Origin of the sequence: Halomonas sp. TP35, from assembly GCF_052375975.1 — a bacterium.
In the GTDB taxonomy this organism is placed as follows: domain Bacteria; phylum Pseudomonadota; class Gammaproteobacteria; order Pseudomonadales; family Halomonadaceae; genus Vreelandella; species Vreelandella citrativorans.
This window is the reverse complement of sequence record NZ_JBQSUZ010000002.1, coordinates 199,589-216,985: the sequence shown is the minus strand read 5'-3', so window position 1 is coordinate 216,985 and position 17,397 is coordinate 199,589. Positions and strand designations below refer to the sequence as shown.

General features: G+C 54.5%; 14 protein-coding genes. 10 read left to right on the top strand and 4 right to left on the bottom strand.

Annotated features, from left to right (window positions below; genetic code table 11):
- Position 1 precedes the first annotated feature (1 nt).
- The 5 genes from ACT3RU_RS03740 (at position 2) to ACT3RU_RS03720 (ending at position 7,229) form a co-directional block, all read left to right on the top strand.
- Positions 2 to 1,435: an aldehyde dehydrogenase family protein gene (locus ACT3RU_RS03740; protein WP_192526472.1), complete on the top strand. Its 1,434-nt coding sequence runs from the start codon at positions 2 to 4 to the stop codon at positions 1,433 to 1,435.
- 509 nt (positions 1,436 to 1,944) lie between these two features.
- Positions 1,945 to 2,721, top strand: coding sequence for an alpha/beta hydrolase (locus ACT3RU_RS03735; protein WP_318779679.1), 777 nt, complete (start codon positions 1,945 to 1,947; stop codon positions 2,719 to 2,721).
- Positions 2,722 to 2,776: 55 nt separating this feature from the next.
- On the top strand, positions 2,777 to 5,803 hold the full coding sequence (locus ACT3RU_RS03730) for a sensor histidine kinase (protein WP_192526474.1): 3,027 nt from the start codon (positions 2,777 to 2,779) through the stop codon (positions 5,801 to 5,803).
- Between the two features lie 4 nt (positions 5,804 to 5,807).
- Positions 5,808 to 6,446, top strand: coding sequence for a response regulator transcription factor (locus ACT3RU_RS03725; RefSeq protein ID WP_192526475.1), 639 nt, complete (start codon positions 5,808 to 5,810; stop codon positions 6,444 to 6,446).
- Between the two features lie 141 nt (positions 6,447 to 6,587).
- Entirely contained in the window at positions 6,588 to 7,229 is a 642-nt protein-coding gene (locus ACT3RU_RS03720) for a helix-turn-helix domain-containing protein (protein ID WP_087105600.1), read from the top strand.
- Here the strand turns inward: ACT3RU_RS03720 and ACT3RU_RS03715 are convergent.
- A complete protein-coding gene (locus tag ACT3RU_RS03715; protein WP_087105599.1) occupies positions 7,179 to 7,763 on the bottom strand; it encodes an antibiotic biosynthesis monooxygenase in 585 nt (194 codons plus the stop codon). The genes ACT3RU_RS03720 and ACT3RU_RS03715 overlap by 51 nt on opposite strands.
- Positions 7,764 to 7,911: 148 nt before the next feature.
- Positions 7,912 to 9,102: a low temperature requirement protein A gene (locus ACT3RU_RS03710; RefSeq protein WP_087105598.1), complete on the bottom strand. Its 1,191-nt coding sequence runs from the start codon at positions 9,100 to 9,102 to the stop codon at positions 7,912 to 7,914.
- A 638-nt stretch (positions 9,103 to 9,740) separates the two neighbouring features.
- On the opposite strand from ACT3RU_RS03710, the gene ACT3RU_RS03705 reads away from it, so the two are divergent.
- Positions 9,741 to 10,628 (top strand): helix-turn-helix domain-containing protein, encoded by an 888-nt coding sequence (locus ACT3RU_RS03705; protein WP_192526476.1) that lies wholly within the window; start codon positions 9,741 to 9,743, stop codon positions 10,626 to 10,628.
- A gap of 28 nt (positions 10,629 to 10,656) precedes the next feature.
- On the opposite strand, the gene ACT3RU_RS03700 is transcribed toward ACT3RU_RS03705, so the two are convergent.
- Positions 10,657 to 11,397, bottom strand: coding sequence for an SDR family NAD(P)-dependent oxidoreductase (locus tag ACT3RU_RS03700; RefSeq protein WP_192526477.1), 741 nt, complete (start codon positions 11,395 to 11,397; stop codon positions 10,657 to 10,659).
- A gap of 119 nt (positions 11,398 to 11,516) precedes the next feature.
- Positions 11,517 to 13,307, bottom strand: a complete 1,791-nt coding sequence (locus ACT3RU_RS03695) for an amidohydrolase (RefSeq protein ID WP_192526478.1) — start codon at positions 13,305 to 13,307, stop codon at positions 11,517 to 11,519.
- Between the two features lie 722 nt (positions 13,308 to 14,029).
- Between ACT3RU_RS03695 and ACT3RU_RS03690 the strand changes: the two genes are divergently transcribed.
- From ACT3RU_RS03690 to ACT3RU_RS03675, 4 genes are all read left to right on the top strand, one after another.
- On the top strand, positions 14,030 to 14,626 hold the full coding sequence (locus ACT3RU_RS03690) for a nuclear transport factor 2 family protein (protein ID WP_225733650.1): 597 nt from the start codon (positions 14,030 to 14,032) through the stop codon (positions 14,624 to 14,626).
- Positions 14,627 to 14,838: 212 nt separating this feature from the next.
- Complete coding sequence (locus ACT3RU_RS03685) at positions 14,839 to 15,525, top strand: hydrolase (protein ID WP_192526479.1); 687 nt, start codon at positions 14,839 to 14,841, stop codon at positions 15,523 to 15,525.
- 298 nt (positions 15,526 to 15,823) lie between these two features.
- On the top strand, positions 15,824 to 16,126 hold the full coding sequence (locus ACT3RU_RS03680; protein ID WP_087105594.1) for a GNAT family N-acetyltransferase: 303 nt from the start codon (positions 15,824 to 15,826) through the stop codon (positions 16,124 to 16,126).
- A 44-nt stretch (positions 16,127 to 16,170) separates the two neighbouring features.
- Positions 16,171 to 17,118 (top strand): pirin family protein, encoded by a 948-nt coding sequence (locus ACT3RU_RS03675; RefSeq protein WP_087105593.1) that lies wholly within the window; start codon positions 16,171 to 16,173, stop codon positions 17,116 to 17,118.
- Positions 17,119 to 17,397: the final 279 nt, after the last annotated feature.

Genomic DNA, 17,397 nt, shown 5'->3' with positions numbered 1-17,397 from the left:
AATGACCAAACTCAAGTCCGTCTATCCGCTCTATCTCAACAACGTGGCGCAGCAGCCGAACGCCGATCTCGCCGTGACCGACAAGTTCACCGGCGGGGTCGCGTTTCGCGTCGCGCGGGCCGATGCCGCGACGATCGATGCGGCGATCGCGGGGGCGGTCGAGGCGGCAGAACCAATGGCGCGTATGGCGAGCTATGAGCGCCAGGCGGTGCTTGCCCATTGCGTCGCTCGCTTCACCGAGCGGTTCGACGAGCTCGCGTACGCACTATGCGTCGAGGCAGGCAAGCCGATTAAGGACAGCGAGGGGGAGGTCAGCCGGCTGATCGATACCTTCCGTATCGCCGCCGAGGAGTCGGTGCGGATGACTGGCGAGGTCCAGTCACTCGATATCTCGCCGCGCGCTAAAGGCTATCAGGGCATCTGGAAACGGGTGCCCATCGGGCCCTGTTCGTTCATCTCGCCGTTCAACTTCCCACTCAACCTGGCCGCCCATAAGATCGCCCCAGCGCTCGCGGTGGGCTGTCCGTTCGTGATGAAACCGGCAAGCCGAACCCCTTTGGGCGCGATCATCATCGGTGAAGTGCTTGCCGAGACCGACCTGCCCAAAGGCGCATTCTCGATCCTGCCCGCCAGCCGCGACGGCGCCGATCTGTTCACCACCGACGACCGGCTCAAGCTGCTCTCCTTTACCGGATCGCCCGATGTCGGTTGGGACCTCAAGGCACGCTGCGGCAAGAAGAAGGTGGTGCTCGAGCTTGGCGGCAACGCCGCGGTGATCGTTGATGCGGATGCCAATCTCGACGATGCGCTCGAGCGTGTCATTTTCGGCGCCTTCTACCAGTCAGGGCAGAGCTGTATCGGGGTGCAGCGCATCATCATCCATGCCGATGTCTACGACCGTTTCCGCGATATGCTGGTCGCCAAGACAAAGACACTGGTGGCGGGCGACCCCAAGCAGCGCGACACGTTCATCGGCCCGATGATTCATGTCAAGGAAGCGACGCGGCTTGAAACCTGGGTCAATGAGGCCGTCGCCGCTGGTGGTACGCTGCTCTGCGGTGGCAACCGTGATGGTGCGATGCTCGATGCCACCCTGCTCGAAGCCGTGCCTGCCGATACCAAGATCGTCACTGAAGAGGCATTCGGCCCGGTCGCTGTGCTGTCACGCTTCACTGATTTCAATGCTGCACTCGCCGAGGTCAATGCCTCTAAATTCGGGCTGCAGGCGGGCGTCTTTACCCGCGACTTGTTCAAGATGTTCGATGCCTGGGATCATCTCGATGTTGGGGGCGTGGTAATCAACGACGTGCCTAGTTACCGCGTCGACAACATGCCCTATGGTGGCGTCAAGGATTCGGGCCTGGGCCGCGAAGGTGTGCGTTTCGCGATGGAAGACATGACCGAAATCCGCAACCTGGTGATTCGCCGACCATAAGGTGCGCCTTTAACAAGCCGGTATTGTTTATCCACGGTGACGATGATCAGATTGTCCCGATCGCCACTTCTGCTGAATTGGCTGCTGGGATCGTCAACGACGCCATTCTGAAAGTATACCCCGACGGTTCGCATAGGCTTGCCCAGATTAATGCCGATCAGTTCAACGCAGATTTGCTGGCTTTTATTCGTAGCTGAAACTTCTACGACGCTTGAGCAGTTAGTCGGGCGTCGATCATCACACTCTTGTCCCAATCTCAGGCAGTTATCCAAGAGTCAGCGGCGGGACTTTGCGACAGTGAACTGACGTTTCACGACACCCATCACATTTGTATAAGGTGAACCCAATGCAGAACGCTAGGCTTGAAGTCCTGATCCCCAGTAACTCCCAACTGATCCTTATCGACCAACAGCTGAAAATGGCTTTTGGTGTGCAGTCTATTGACCGATAAGCCCCGAAGAACGATGAAGCATCATTCAATGCACGTAGCAGGCCACTGATTGTCGATCGTGGGCTACCATATCTGTTTTATTCAAGGCGACTGGCTGATCCCGACGGTATGGGACAAGTTTCAGCGCCATTTCAAGGCTTGCGGCTACGCCTGCAGTGTCCTGTCGCTGCCAGCGCCCGGCGAGCAAGGCTGGTACCGAGTTCTGCATGGTAAAGATGTTAGGTCATCGTCCCTTGGGCGTCTCGTGGATTTTTACGCGAAGCAGGTTGCAGCCTTCCCGGTGCCGCCTATTCTGATTGGCCATGCGATGGGCGGGTTGATCGTTCAGCTTTTGCTGGACCGTGGTCTGGGGGTGGCTGGTATCGCAATCGCCCCGCGTCCACCCCAGTGCGTCTTCCCTGGTATTCGTTCGCTACTGCAGATACTTACGGCGAGAGCTGAGCGGCTCGAGGGCATGCGTTTTCTGCGCATGACGCCTGCGCAATTCTCTCGCCGCGTGGGGCATCCGGCATCCCGGCAGACAACCGACCCGTTATATGAAAAGTTTGTTGGTAGAGTCCCGCAAATACTGATGACCACGGTAGCATTAGGGGTGGGTAGCAGGTTGCTCTTCGACCAAGAGCGCGGGCCCTTATTACTGATTTCCGGTGGCGACGATCGTATGGTTGCCAGTTCTGTGGTTTTAGCTAATTATTGCTATCAGAGACAGTCGTTGGCGCCGACAGATTACATCTCGTTTCCCGGATATGGGCATCTGCTTATTACGCAGCTGGGTTGGGAGCGCGTCGCTGACCGAATCATTGAATGGCTTCAGCAACAATTGGGCTGGTTTTGATGCCGCCCACCGACTGTAGTACTCAATACAAAGACGCATGCTTTAGGTACATTCCTTGCGAACTTTCGTAATTTTGTTGCTGAATCTCGTGCTTGGCTACCTTGCGTGCTCAAGTGCAGCGGCGCGCATCTCGGACGAAATGGACCATCGTCGTTGGACTACCAGCGACCAGGGCCCCAGTTCTGTAGGAGCGCTTGCGCAAACCGCTGATGGGTACCTGTGGCTGGGAACTCATGATTCCTTGTATCGCTTCGATGGTTTTGACTTCGAGAAATTCGAGCCTGCTGACGGTGAGCCGCTGGGCGTGGTCTCGGCGCTTCTAAGCACTACCGACGGCCTGTGGGTGGGTTTTCGTGCCGGTGGAGCCCGTTTAATCAGCACGAACGGTGTGATTCAACCGGTTGACCCAGGCCTTCCGGGCGGGGTGGTGTACGACATGGCCGAGGACCCGCAAGGGCATGTATGGGCCGCGACGGGTGGTGGGCTTGTCCGACATGATGGCACGGGTTGGCATTTGGCTGGCAAGGAATCGGGCTTTCTCGACCGTCATGCCCGAGCGGTGCACGTGGATGCAGATGGTTATGTTTGGGCTGCGAGTGAAGAGGCAATATATATGCTTCCCCCTGGGGCATCGGCGTTCACGGAGATTGGCATCAAGAGCCAATCGATCAGTGAAATAGTATCTTCCTCTGCAGGTGATATATGGATAACGGATCGTGCCAGAAAACACCTATTGCGTCTGAAAAAAACAGGCCATGCCGGCATTAAAGTGGAAGAGATACCGGCATCACGCTCGGTGAGTATCGTTCTGGACGAGCAGGGCGACGCTTGGCTGGGCACCCTGGGATCTGGCGTGCATTACCTGGCTGCCGGGCAGCGGCCCAGCTCTGCCGAGGATCAGGGTACAATTAACTCATACACCACTCGCGATGGACTCAGCTCCGATAATATATTGGCGCAGCTTATCGACCGTGATGGCACCCTTTGGGTGGGTACTGATGCGGGCCTGGATCGACTCAAGCGTACAACAATGCCTCCCCTTGCTCTGCCTGTCGAGGCGGGCAGCCACGCATTGGCAGTGAGCGGTGATGGTTCATTATGGATCGGCTCCGGCAACGGCCAACTGATGGGTCTCCGGGGCGACAGCCGTTCCACTTTTGAGTTGGACATGCCGATCACCACATTGGTAAACAGTCAGCAACACGGTTTGTTGATTGGCGGGGACCGGGGGATTTTCTCGCTTTCAGATGACGGACCGATGCGCATCGCACCATTACCTGTTGAATCCGCCAGCGAGGCTGCCGTAAGGGCGATGACGGTAGGGAAGGATGGCGATATATGGGTCTCCGTCAACCGAGTGGGGCTTTTCGTCTGGGCTGATCAACAATGGCGATACATTGAGTCAGTCAGTGATTCTGAACGGCAGGTGATGCCTGTCAGCGCCTCCCGAGACTTGGCGGGCAAGCTGTGGTTCGGCTACCGGGATAATCTTCTAGTGTCCTTCGATGATCAGGAAATCGAACGCTGGGGTGATGAGGAAGGGCTGAATATCGGACATGTGACCGCCATGCTGCATTTGCCTGGGCGCACTTGGGTAGGTGGCCAGCACGGCTTGGCGTATCTCAAGGATGGACGCTTTCATCGGCTGGATCTGCCAGCTGCTGGGCCATTTCAGAGTATCTACGGGTTAGTCGCTGTACCGGCTGAGAAAAATGCCAGCGAATCCGGGATGGATATCTGGGTACACAGTCGCGGAGGTATCTTCAAACTGCCAGCAGAAGAGATCGAGCGGGTAATAGCCGATGGCGACACGCTCTTGTACAGCTCGCATGATCACATTGGTCAGCTACCCATGGATCCATACAAGGTATTACCATTGCCCACTGCGGCCTACACGCCCGAAGGTTTGCTATGGTTCGCTACCGAAAGCGGGGTCGTCCGTGTTGATCCTTACCAACTAAGGGGTATGGCACAATCACCCGTCGTCATGATCAAGTCGCTGACAGCCGATGGAGCCGAACTTGATATCTCCGCCGCCACCGTTCGGTTATCAGCTGTTCCGAAAAAGCTGATTATTACCTATTCAGCATTGAACCTCGCCGCACCAGAGACGATGCGCTTTCAATACCGGCTTAATGGTCATGATGCTGAATGGGTCGACGCTGGGCGCTCCAGGCAAGCGGTGTTTCCACGCCTGCGCCCGGGTAATTACGAATTTCAGGTTCGTGCGCTTGGCGAGAATGAGAGTTTCATTCTTCCTGATGCGGCTTTAGCGGTCGTCATTCCTCAGGTTTTCTATCTGCGCCCAGGATTCCTGCTGGTCTTTTCAGGAACGTTGCTGGCGCTCGCGCTCTGGATGTCCCGCCTTTATACGCGACGTGAAAAGGCAGCCCTCCGGACACGCCTGGAAGAGCGCTTTCAGGAGCGCGAGCGCATCGCGCGCGAGCTGCATGACACGTTGCTGCAAAGCGTGCAGGGGATGATGCTCAGCTTTCAGGCGGTCGCCGACAGTCTGCCTAGAGAATCTCGTGCTCATCAATCGATGGAGCGGGCGCTGGACCGGGCCGAACAGGTGATTGCTGAGGGCCGCGACAGGATCACAGGCCTACGCGGCCAGATGGCACCCACGGAAGATCTGGCCGTTGCATTTCAAGCGTTACCGCTGGATGTAGGCCCTCCGTCTTCAGTTGCCTACAGCGCTAGCAATATGGGTGAACCGGTGCCGCTGCGGAATGACGTTCGCGATGCTTTCTATCAGGTGGGCAGAGAAGCGGTTTTAAATGCACTTCGTCATGCCCAGGCGAGTCAGGTTGCCGTTAGCTTCAAATACGCTGCGGGCACGTTTGAAATGTTGGTTGTTGATGACGGGATGGGTATTGAACCACTTTACCAGAGAATGCAGGGCCGGCCTGAACATGGCGGTCTGAGGGGCATGTATGAGCGCGCCGAGAGAATTGGCGCAACGCTTGCGATCATCAGCAATGCCAGAAACGGTACGCGGGTCAGCCTTTCACTACCTGGCTCCGTTGCCTATGAACATGCAGTCTATAGTAAACAAAACCGCTCCAGCAGTGCAGGATAAAGCTATGGTTGTTCACAAGAAACCCATCACCGTGTTGATCGTGGATGACCATGCGCTGATACGCGAGGGAATTTCGGCGGTAGTGGGCGGTTACGAGGACATCAGCGTGGTCGGCGAAGCCTCCAATGGGCTGGAGGCGATCCGGCTATACCGAGCTTCTCAGCCAGACGTTACGCTCATGGATGTTCAGATGCCTGAGCTCAACGGCCTTGGTGCCATTAGCGCTATCATGTCGGAGTTTCCGCAAGCATGTATCGCTGTACTCACCACCTACCGAGGCGATGTAAGGGCGTTACAAGCAATCAAGGCGGGGGCGAGAGGCTATCTTTTGAAAAGCACGCTACGCCATGAACTGATTGAAACCATACGCGATCTGGCCGCGGGCAAACAACGCTTTCCGCCGGAGATTGCGGCGGAGTTGGCGGCCCATATTGATCAGGACGGTCTCACTCGCCGTGAGGTTCAGGTGCTGCAACATGTCGCCGAAGGGTTGTCGAACAAGGAGACGGCTGTTGCATTAGCAATAGGTGAAGATACCGTCAAAGGGCATCTGAGAAATATCATGGATAAGCTGGGAGCCTATAATCGGACGCATGCGGTCACTATTGGCCTCCAGCGAGGGATCATCGAGCTTCCGCAATAAATAGTTCGCCCCACTTTAGTGTTGGTAAATGCTCCCCTGTTTAGGGCTGTGTCGGGCTCGGCCACACTGCTAACCTGGGTATCCCATGGTAGCGAGCTGAGCACGCCACCAAGTTCTGACCCCGGCCAAGGAGCGAGAGCTATGAACGGGAGTGTTAGCACAGGTTACTCATTGGACAACACCGCCTTCAGTGGTTCTGACCGCTTAAAACAGGCTAAGCAACTGTTGACGTTGCTGATGGAAACGGAGCGAGCCCTTCACCATAATTCCGACATCGCTTCGACGTATCTTAATGAGGCGATCGCTTTGCTGGCAATCGACAGTCAGGGTGGGCCTTCGCCGCATAGAAATAGAGGAGGATTGGCACGCTGGCAGATATCGCGTATTGACGAATTCATAAATGAACATCTCGACCAGTGCATACGGACGACCGAACTTGCTTTATTGCTGGGTTTGAGCGTAAGTCATTTTTCGCATGTGTTCAAACAGACGACCGGAATGACTCCGCTAATGTATGTGACCACCAAGCGTGTGGAGGCAGCGCGGCAATACATGCTATGTTCAATACATTCCTTGAGCGATATTGCGCTTAGCCACGGATTTTGCGACCAGTCCCACTTTTGCCGCGTGTTCAGGCGCGAAACCGGCTTGTCTCCGCAAACCTGGCGAAAGTTACATACTGAAAATCCCCCTGCGGATTATCTAGACCCGTCCTTGGGTTCGGCCAAAGCCCTAGCGGAACAGCCAGCCGGCCACGAGGCGAACTACCCTCGGCATGATTAAGTAGACGACGAGTGCAACGATGGTCGCGGCGGTAATTCCATGGCGAACACCCCACACGGATATCTCAGGAATTATGTTGAATAGCGGCTGATACAACGCTGGAACTATGATAGTTAGAGGCCATATCACAGCGGTCGTTATGAGCCATTGTTTCCATCTAGTCGGCTGCTTAGCTTTCGAGGCCGGGGGTGTGAACCAGAAATCAATTCCACTTTTGATTTCCAGTTGTTCATCAGAAGCGAGCGCGGAAACAATGGATGATAACAACTCCTTTCGGATGTTTGAGCTCAGCCATGCTTCTGCGGCGGAGTTGCTGGTAAATCGCACGGCAATTTCAAAGGTGTCATTCCCTTCCGAGGGGCGAAGTATGTGAACACCTGAATGACCCGGAAATTCAGCTGCTGCGGCAATTATTTGCTTTAACCAAGTCTCATAACGTTCTCTGAATTCCGGGCGGACGGTATGCTTAATAATGATCGATCTGCCGTCGTTGTAATGCACACTGGGTACAGATTCTGCTGCTTTATCATTCATGGTGGTTCTCCGTGATGCGTGCGATAGTCATGGGGGCAATTATTCTTACGTCCGTGAGGGCGTGGTCTGGTTGAGCTTCAGGCTTTGTGATGTGTGTCATTTATCCACCACGGTTAAGGCAGCTATGGTGGGTGCAAGAGTTCATTGCTCAAATTCCATGAGGGGTTTCTTGCTTGACGGATTTGCATGCGTATTGATTTCGAATTGCAACGCCAATAACCAGTAACGCAGCGATGCCCTCGATGGGTAGTATTAGAGGGGAGAAAAGAAGCACGATTGCTGTTAATAACAATATGTAGCGCCCAGCTCCTTCCAGTTCAAATCGTTCTCTTATCACCCAAAGTCCGAACAAATATCCACTGATAGCAACGGCTATGGTGTATAAACCCACTGATGTGGATAAACTTGAATAGCCGGTGACCACCTCTATCAGTACCGCGACACCCACACCAACGGCTGCCCCAGACATATAGATCAATAGATGGCCGTACCCCCATAGCAATGCTAGCGACAAACGTGGGTGTGCAACGTGCTCTTTTTGTGAGAAATAAACCCACCACAGTGCAAACACCAGGACCAAAGAAGAGATGGCAATGCCAATTAATTCCTTGCCCATGTTGTCGCTTGCAACTCGTTGAATGGCTAGGCTGCCAGCCAGAAGTGTTTCACCCAGCACAATAATATTTAGCAAGCCATACCTTTCAATGAGATGACGTCGATGCCAAGGAGTGGTGTTGTTGCTCTCCGCGTATGCCGGAACTATTAATTCGAACAAGGCACCGACAGCATAAAAACCTACCAATAGATTGACTGCTATCGGCTGGGCGAGCATCAATCCCACCCAATAAACCTGAACAATTGCGATGCCGACTGCATACCGGTAGGCCGTCAGTCGACGCTCCGGATCATGCCTTGCCGCCCTCAACCAAAAGCAAACCATTGCAAGGCGCATTACGACAAAACCTGCGACGATCATGTCTATGTTATTTGTCTGAAAGAATCTATCGATACCTGCGGCCATAATAAGCGAGCCTGCCATCGCCACTATTGTTAATACTCTATGCAGACTGTCATTGTTGTCATAAGCAGAGGCGTACCAAGTGAAGTTCATCCACGCCCACCAAATGGCAAAGAAAGACGCTGAGAACTTCAGCACGCCCTCCGTTATGTGGAAAGCTAAAATGGCATGATGAAGACCTGACGCAGCGGAGGCGACCGCAATGACCGAAACCAGATCAAATAGCAGCTCAAGCGGTGTTGCCCCTCGGTGAGGTTCCGCAGGATCTCTGGGAACAAGAGGTAAAATGCCAAGCCTGATGAGTATGGGGTTAATTTCCATTAGTACCAGTCACCGAATAAATGCGTGGATTAAGGCAGACGATGCAAAGGGAAGAAGCGATGTAGTCGTGCCAAATAATAGAATCGACCAGTGCATAAACGGAGCTGGGCTTCCTCGGTATGCTTGAAGAAAGTTATTGGCCCAACATTATTTTCATTTTTGCCAACGATATCCTTAGGACGGTTCTTTGAGCGTTCTCAGGGTATCAATCGAAGGGCGCGCATAAGGCTTTGGAGGCAAGATAAACAAACTGAACCGCGCTGGCTTGTACAAACGCCCGATAGATTGCACGCGAATCCGGTTGGAGGGCCACTGGGCGTTAGCGCGACACTGTAGTGTCCAATCCTTGTGTAAGGCGATTGGCCATGAAGCATTTCAGCGAAGAACAGATCAGGGTTTTCTGAGCGAAGCAGGAGCGTGACTGCCCATCAAGGAGCTATGCCGTCGGCACGGAATAGGGGCCTCTTCTGATGGATATGGGCAGCTTTGCAGTGTTCATTGCGTAATATAATATGCAGAAAAGTGGTCTACTATGGTAGCGCCGGGTACGGTTAATAGCGCTTGAGCGATATATGAGGTGCATGGCGGGTCGAAACCTCTTTGCGCGAGTCGGCGCGACCATTTCAAAGGACATTACGATGAATGTACCTGCCAATTCGTCTTTCTCCAAGTGGTACCGCGAGGGCCAAGAAGCGTCCTATGTACGTACAAGAAAATCCCCAGGCGGTATCCTTGATCTGCTTGAGGTGGCTCGCCCAGCCGGAGATATGTCTCGCCCAGCTCTACCGGAACTTGTCCTGTATCAGGATCTGCTTGGTGGCAGTCGTGTTAGCGGCGACTCGGGAGGCGGGTATTACAATGTCGCGAGTGAAAAGGGCTTTTTCTATCTCTCTGCGCCGAGCTTTGCTAATAAGGCGGTGGTCGACTCCAGTCATCAGCTTCGTAGCTTGTCCTTTCCTGTAGCTCACTGGCAGAAAGTGCTCGATGAAGCCACCGACGGGCGACTCTCCATGGAATGCCTGCAGCTCTACGGAGGGCCGTTTCACTCGCTGGCCATCCAGTCAGCGCTCCGGAGTCTGTGGCTTTTATGTGATGAGGAGGGCACGCCGTCGCGTCTGCTGGCTCAGGCTGCAGGCTGCGAAATCATGGCCGAGCTGTGCCGCAAGGGCGGGACTTCGTTCGAGTCGGCAAGCGGTGGTCTTGCCCCGTGGGCAGAGAAGCGTTGTCTGGAATTGATGCGGACGCGGCTTTCGGAAGATATCTGCCTCAACGAGTTGGCAACTGAGGCGAGGCTCTCACCTTTTCATTTCGCACGCATGTTCAAGCAGAGCGTCGGTGTTCCGCCACGTGCCTACCTGACGCGACTTAGAGTGGAGAAAGCCTGTGAACTCCTAGAGCTGACGGATCTTTCGGTTACTGAGATCGCCCAAGATGTCGGGTACTCGTCGAATCAGGTTCTCGCCCGGATTTTCATCAAGTATCGGCACATGAGCCCGACAGACTACCGTCGGGCCGTTCGACGGTAGACTCTGTCGAGGTTTTTGCCCGACCGACCTAGGCGTTCGCGCCTCCGTCCACGGTAAGGGTGCTACCTGTCACCATGTTTGCGGAAGGGCTTGCAAGAAACACGACCGCGTCCGCAATTTCTCGCGGCTCAGCATAGCGCCCGATCGAAGAAAGGCTTCGCTGGAAATCAGCACCTTCACCATCGGCCGGGTTCGCCTCGGTATTGGTCGATCCCGGTAGGACAAGATTTACCGTAATGCCTTGCGGGCCAAGTTCGCGCGACAGGCCGCGCGTAAAAGAGAGCAGCGCCGACTTCGACATCGCGTAAGCCGTTACACCTGGAAAAGGGACGCTTTGTGCCAAGGCCGACCCGATTGAGATGATGCGACCACCTTTGGACAAGTGCGGTATGGCGGCCTGTGCGGCAACAAACGGTCCGCGCACGTTCACGTCCATCATCATCTGGAATTCCGCAAGGTCGACTTGCGCGACCGGTCCGGCAAGTCCGACGGCTGCACTATTAACCAGAATGTCGAGGCCGCCAAGCGTTTCGACAGCTTCGCTGACGGCCCGTTTGATGGCTTCCGGATCGGCACTGTCGGCCTGAATGGAAAATCCACGGCGGCCCAGTTTCGTGATCGAAGTGACGACGCTGTCCGCGCGCTTGGTCGAGTTTTGATACGTGATCGCGACGTCCGCGCCGCTTTCGGCCAATGCCAGCGCTATCGCTGCACCGATGCCGCGGGATCCGCCAGTGACGAGCGCGCGCTTGCCCTTGAGATTAGGCATGCTTCATTCCTTTTTTTGAGATGAGTGTAGAAGGCCCGCATTCGGGCCCGGGAAAAACGGCTTTCAGATATCGGAGAGGAAGGCGGCCAAGGCGCCATCTGTTGGGCGTGGTGAGCAATTCACTTGGCCCCGTAGTAGCCCCCGTAATATTTTATGGGAGACCAGTCAGGCAGAATGTCGGGCAGGACCGGTGCGAGGGTACTGAAGTCTTCGGCTCCAAACACCACCCGGCCGTCCAAGACCGTCAGGACGGAGGTTACGTGCTTGACCTCATCTTCCGGCACGCTGAAGTAATCCCTGTCCAGCAGAGCGAAGTCAGCCAGGTTGCCTGGGGCAATCCTGCCCATTTCGGCCTCTGCGTCTGTAAACCACGCAGCGCCCCGAGTAAACAGGTTCAACGCCTCGACACGGGAAAGACGATTGTGTTCGGCAAGAACTTCAGTGCCGGAGACCGCTTTTCCCGAGACCACCCAACTGACAGCGACCCAAGGGTTGAATGAGCTGGCACGGAACCCGTCGGTCGTCATGGCCAGGGGGATCCCACTATCGACGAGCGCACGAAGACGTGGCGTTTCCAGAGCTTTCTCCCGGCTGTAGGTCTTGATGAAAGCATCGCCGTGCATCGCCATTTTGGGATCAAGGGTAATTCCGCCGCCAAGGTTTTTGACTCTTATAATATTCTCAGGGCTGATCGTTTCGGCGTGCTCGATGCTCCACTTCAGGCCATCCAGCGGTGTGGTTTCGTTCATCTTCTCCATGGCATCGAGGAACGGCGTGATGTTTTCGTTGTAGCTGATATGCATGCGGAACGGAATTCGCCGCTGAACCAGTTTGGCAATATCCTGCTCGACGTGCCGATGAATCCGTTCCGGATCGAGAAGGACTGCCGGGAGGTCGAAATTCTCGTGATCATGCACTTCCGTATCCAGTGCCTTGGCGCCTCGAAATACATGGCCGTGTGCCATGGATGGGTTCAGGTTTTGTCCGGGACTCATAGGTGAGATTGCCGTAATGGCATTAATTTCTGCATCGACCATGCTGGAACTGCCCCATTGCATGTCCACGAAGGACAGGCGCAGATTGAAACGATTTTCACGCATGAGCATTTCTGCTGTGACATGGGCGTCGGGATAGCCCCTGCTGCCACAATCAAACACCGAGGTGACGCCGAAGCGGTTCAAGCCGTGGACTGTATAGATCAACGAGCTCAGTTGTTCCTCGAACGTTGGCTGGGGCACCAGCGCTTCCAAGGCTACAAAGCCGAACGTGTCGCCATGCAAAACACCTGTGTAATTTCCCTTGTCGTCTTGCTCAAACTCAATGACCTGGAGGTCAGGGAAGCGATCAGTCCCCACGCCCAATGCCTCCATCGCTAATTCATTCATAAAGGCGTGGTTGTAGGCGTATTGCACTTGCAGAGGGCGGTTAGGCACCGCCTCGCGTAGCTCCTCCATGGTGGGGAAGCGATTTTCTTCGAACTGGTAGAGTGACCAGCCTCCAATCACCTTGACCCAATGCCCCTCTGGCGTTCGTTCTGCCTGCTCGCTCAGCATGGACAGCGCTCGGTTAAGCGTAGGCACCCCGTCCCACCTGACATTGTAGGTGTAGTTGGCTTCATTCAGGAGGTGCATATGGGCATCATTTATGCTCGGGATCAGTCTGCGACCGCCAGCGTCGATGATCTGGGTGCTGGCGTTTTTCAGCCCAAGAATGTCAGTATCGGCGCCGACTGAATAGATGCGCCCCTTCTTGACCGCGAACGCAGATGCTTCGGGCTGTGCGAGATTGCCGGTGAAGATCTCCGCATTGAATACGATCAGGTCTGCGCCGGAAGTCGCTTGCGTGGACGGTGTATCTCCGCTGGAAACGGAAGGAGTCGTCGGTGTTGCGACCGATAGTGTTTTGGTCATTTTCTGTACCCTCTCGAAAAAAGCGTTGCGCAGCGCAGCCAGATCGGCCTTGGTGCCACATGGTTTCAGCCTGATTAATCTAGCAAGCGTTTAAACGGAGTGCGGCGCGGAAGCTGCGGTTCAGTTGCCGATCTTGCGGTCAATAGCAGTGCGGTAGCGTCCTTTTGATCTCTTCGAAGATCTGATGGGTGCTGCCGCCGCCCCCCCCCCTCGCCGATCTATTACGAGGATGCCTACCGTCGTACTGACACTTCCCTGTTATCGGCCATTCAACCGGCGGGGAAGAGGTCGCTCGCTATGTCGCCTAGGCCGAGTTCGGCCGTGTAGCCAAGGCCGTGCTGATCGGCGCCGTTCCCCCGTGATGGTCAAGTCCGACACGAACCCAGATGGTATTCCGATGGAGGTTTTCGACGAATTTCGCGAGGCGCTGTCTCGGAACCGCGCGCAATTCTACAAAGGTATCCAGCACATGTTGTGCAGTTGCGGCTAACAGGACTTCCACGCATCAAATCGCAAGATCGGCACCGTCTCAGCAGAATCGGCGACGTAGAGCACGACAGCGCTCGCTAGAATTCTCATCACTGTCTAATGCTGTTCGGGCATCGCGGAACCCATTCACAGTTGATCTTCATCGACCAACAGCCGCACAGGACTTTCGGTGTGTAGTCTATTGATCAACCAACGCTGAAGAGCAATAACACCCCTAAATCCGGAGAAAACTCATGAACACGATTACTCAAGCTAAGTCGCTTGCTGCAATAATTGCGCTCACCGCTAGTATGACCGCCACGTCCATTTTAACTGTCACCCCTGCCGCAGCTCAGTCGGTTAGTGACGCGCAGTCTGAAGCCTCACTTTCGGTTGTCATGGAATTCCTGTCCAATACCGCGCCTGATAAAGTTGAAGCTGCTGCAGAGAGATTGGTCGCTCCAGACGCAACCTACATTTCTCTGAACGTTGACAATCCGGAACTCCAGAAAATCATACCTTGGACCGGCACAAACTATGGCCCGAGGGCCTTCAGCGGCTTATTCTTACAGCTCGCGGATTACTGGGAGACTGAAGACTTTACCATCACTGATCAAATTGCCTCCGGCGAGGACGTCGCGATTTTCGGTAGGTTCACTTATCGGTCCTTAGAGCTAGACCATGTGTTCACATCACCGTTTTCCATCCACGCTAAGGTCCGTGACGGAAAGATGACTTATTTCCAGTTCATGGAAGATACCTATGCTTCTGCCAGTTCGTTCCGGCAGTCTGGCTCGTGGACTGTGAAAACACCTGAGGAAACAGCCCCCTTCACCGTGGGTGCGGAGTAACGACTTAGGGATAGGCCGGTTGGTGTTTTGCCGAGATCGTTCAGCCCCTCGAATGTTGGGGGCATCGGCCACTCGCCGGATAGGATGCTGCAGGGCACACGTATCACACAATCATCCCAAGCCAAGATTGTCGTCCAATCATAAGCAGGGGTGGATTGCGATAGTTAATAGCCGTTTCACGACATCCATCCTATTTGTCAAAGGTGAACCTAATGCAGAACCCTAAGCTTGAAGTCCTTACGCCCAGCAATTCACAGTTGATCTTCATCGACCAACAGCCGCAGATGGCTTTTGGTGTGCAGTCGATTGACCGCCAAGCGCTGAAGAACAATGTCGTTGGCTTGGCCAAGGCCGCGAAAGTGTTCGGCATCCCGACGATCATTACAACCGTCGAGACCGAAAGCTTTTCGGGTCACACTTACCCCGAACTGCTGGAAGTGTTCCCTGATGCTCCCATCCTCGAACGTACGTCGATGAACTCCTGGGATGACCAAAAAGTACGCGATTCGCTCAAGCAAAACGGGCGAAACAAAGTCATCGTTTCGGGTCTTTGGACGGAAGTCTGCAATACCACGTTCGCCCTCTCGGCGATGCACGATGCCGGATACGAAATCTATATGGTGGCTGACGCTTCCGGTGGCACCAGCCAAGCGGCCCACGATTACTCGATGCAGCGGATGATCCAGGCAGGGGTAGTGCCGGTAACCTGGCAGCAGGTTTTGCTAGAGTGGCAGCGTGACTGGAAAAACAGGGATACCTACGACGAGGTGATGGCTGTGGTGCAAGAGTATTCCGGCGCTTATGGCATGGGTGTCGATTACGCCTACACCATGGTGCATAAGGCCGGTGAGCGGGTAAAGCACGGCCCTACACTGGCTCCTGTTCACGCTGAAATTTAGGCCGCTATGGGGCGGCTCTGGCCGCCCTCATGCGCGCGGCGGCTTGAACTACAACCTCGAACTGCGCTGGGACGGCGTACGCTCGCTGGTCGATCCACCAAGGGGAGGCCCGGTCGTGCGCCATTTCCTGACTTTTAATCATCCTAATGCAGGCAGAGCGTAGGGTCGTATTCAAAGGGCTAAGTACTTTAAAGGCATAAGTACTTCAAAGGCATAAGTACTAAGCTGAGTAATGCTCTTAAGTACTATAGAAACAAATGCTGAGCTGTTTAGCATGTAATAGAGAAAGGAGAAGGCAATGTCCGGTGCACCTGAAGCCTCATTTACCATTGAACATGAAACCAGCGATACCAAGGGCTACTATAGGGTCGAGCTCAATGGTGCTAAAGCAGAAATGACCTATTCGAAAGCAGGTGATGCGATGATTATCATTGATAGCACCGAAGTGCCTGATGTCATGCGCGGACAAAAAGTGGGTGCTGCGTTAGTGTCTCAAGCGGTGGGAGATGCCCGTTCTGCGGGTAAGAAAATCATGCCGTTATGCCCATTTGCGAAAGCACAGTTTGCACGCCACTCGGAGTGGCACGATGTGTTGTTCTAAGGTACGCGTCAAATTTTCTTGTCTCTCATTTCTGGAGAAAACCTATGAGTTGGATGCCTGATTTAGAGCCCAAATGCCCATCTGCCGGTAGTTTGAATGACATAGAAACACTGATTGTTCCCCGGGCTAGAGATCTGGGTGGTTTTGAGGTGCGCCGCGCACTGCCTGCCCCGAAACGGCAGATGGTGGGGCCGTTCATTTTTTTTGATCAGATGGGACCCGTTGAATTTCTTAAGGATGAAGGCATTGATGTTCGCCCACACCCCCATATTGGGCTAGCCACGGTGACTTATCTATATCAGGGTGAATTTCAGCACCGTGATAGCCTGGGCACTAACCAAATAATCCGTCCTGGCGCGGTTAATTGGATGGTGGCGGGCAATGGGGTCACCCATTCGGAGCGCACCAGGGCTATCACTCGTCAGAACAAGCACTCGGTGATGGGGATACAGACGTGGGTAGCGCTCCCTGAAGCTTATGAAGACAAGCCTGCCAGCTTTGAGCATCATGGCGAGGAGGCGCTACCGGTGTTGGAAGGCGAGGGCAAAGAAGTGCGCCTGATCCTGGGTACGGCCTGGGGAGAGCGAGCACCGGTACAAACCTTCTCTGAAATGTTTTATGCAGATGCGGTACTGCAGCCAGGTGCAAAGCTCCCATTGCCGGATGGCCATGAGGACCGTGGCATTTATGTCATGTCCGGCAGTGTCATTATTGCAGGGGAGTCATTTGATGCGGGCAGAATGATGGTGTTCCGTCCAGGCGACCCAATAACGGTTGTAGCGGGTGAAACCGGCACTCGACTGATGCTGCTCGGCGGTGAAACCCTGAATGGTCCCCGTTATATATCCTGGAACTTCGTTGCCTCTTCGCGAGAAAAACTAGAGGCCGCCAAACAGGCTTGGATAGAAGCGGATTTCGAAAATGGCCGCTTTCGCCTCCCCCCTGGAGACGATGCTGAGTTCATTCCTTTTCCTGGAGAGCCTGCTAAATAAGGCCCCAAAGAAGCTGGCTGCCACAGGCAGTCAGCTTACTTCAAATAACTATTAGCCAGATATTGAACCAAGCCGTCCGCTTTTGAAGTCGTCTATCGCCTCAATTATTTCCGGCTTATTGTTTATCACAAAAGAGCCATGAGGATTATCCATACTCATGAACATTGATGTCAGGTCTTATATCTTCTTCTCGTTAGGCCGCATCGCGTTGTTTACTGCATCTATATCCGCGATTAGTCGCAGTGCCTCCTGGTAATACGCCGTACCTTCCGCTCACAA

Coding starts and splice junctions, on each gene's coding strand:
- ACT3RU_RS03675 (WP_087105593.1), top strand. CDS start 16,171: ATGAGTTGGATGCCTGATTTAGAGCCCAAATGCCCATCTGCCGGTAGT.
- ACT3RU_RS03695 (WP_192526478.1), bottom strand. CDS start 13,307: ATGACCAAAACACTATCGGTCGCAACACCGACGACTCCTTCCGTTTCC.
- ACT3RU_RS03725 (WP_192526475.1), top strand. CDS start 5,808: ATGGTTGTTCACAAGAAACCCATCACCGTGTTGATCGTGGATGACCAT.
- ACT3RU_RS03680 (WP_087105594.1), top strand. CDS start 15,824: ATGTCCGGTGCACCTGAAGCCTCATTTACCATTGAACATGAAACCAGC.
- ACT3RU_RS03715 (WP_087105599.1), bottom strand. CDS start 7,763: ATGAATGATAAAGCAGCAGAATCTGTACCCAGTGTGCATTACAACGAC.
- ACT3RU_RS03720 (WP_087105600.1), top strand. CDS start 6,588: ATGAACGGGAGTGTTAGCACAGGTTACTCATTGGACAACACCGCCTTC.
- ACT3RU_RS03690 (WP_225733650.1), top strand. CDS start 14,030: ATGAACACGATTACTCAAGCTAAGTCGCTTGCTGCAATAATTGCGCTC.
- ACT3RU_RS03740 (WP_192526472.1), top strand. CDS start 2: ATGACCAAACTCAAGTCCGTCTATCCGCTCTATCTCAACAACGTGGCG.
- ACT3RU_RS03700 (WP_192526477.1), bottom strand. CDS start 11,397: ATGCCTAATCTCAAGGGCAAGCGCGCGCTCGTCACTGGCGGATCCCGC.
- ACT3RU_RS03705 (WP_192526476.1), top strand. CDS start 9,741: ATGAATGTACCTGCCAATTCGTCTTTCTCCAAGTGGTACCGCGAGGGC.
- ACT3RU_RS03710 (WP_087105598.1), bottom strand. CDS start 9,102: ATGGAAATTAACCCCATACTCATCAGGCTTGGCATTTTACCTCTTGTT.
- ACT3RU_RS03685 (WP_192526479.1), top strand. CDS start 14,839: ATGCAGAACCCTAAGCTTGAAGTCCTTACGCCCAGCAATTCACAGTTG.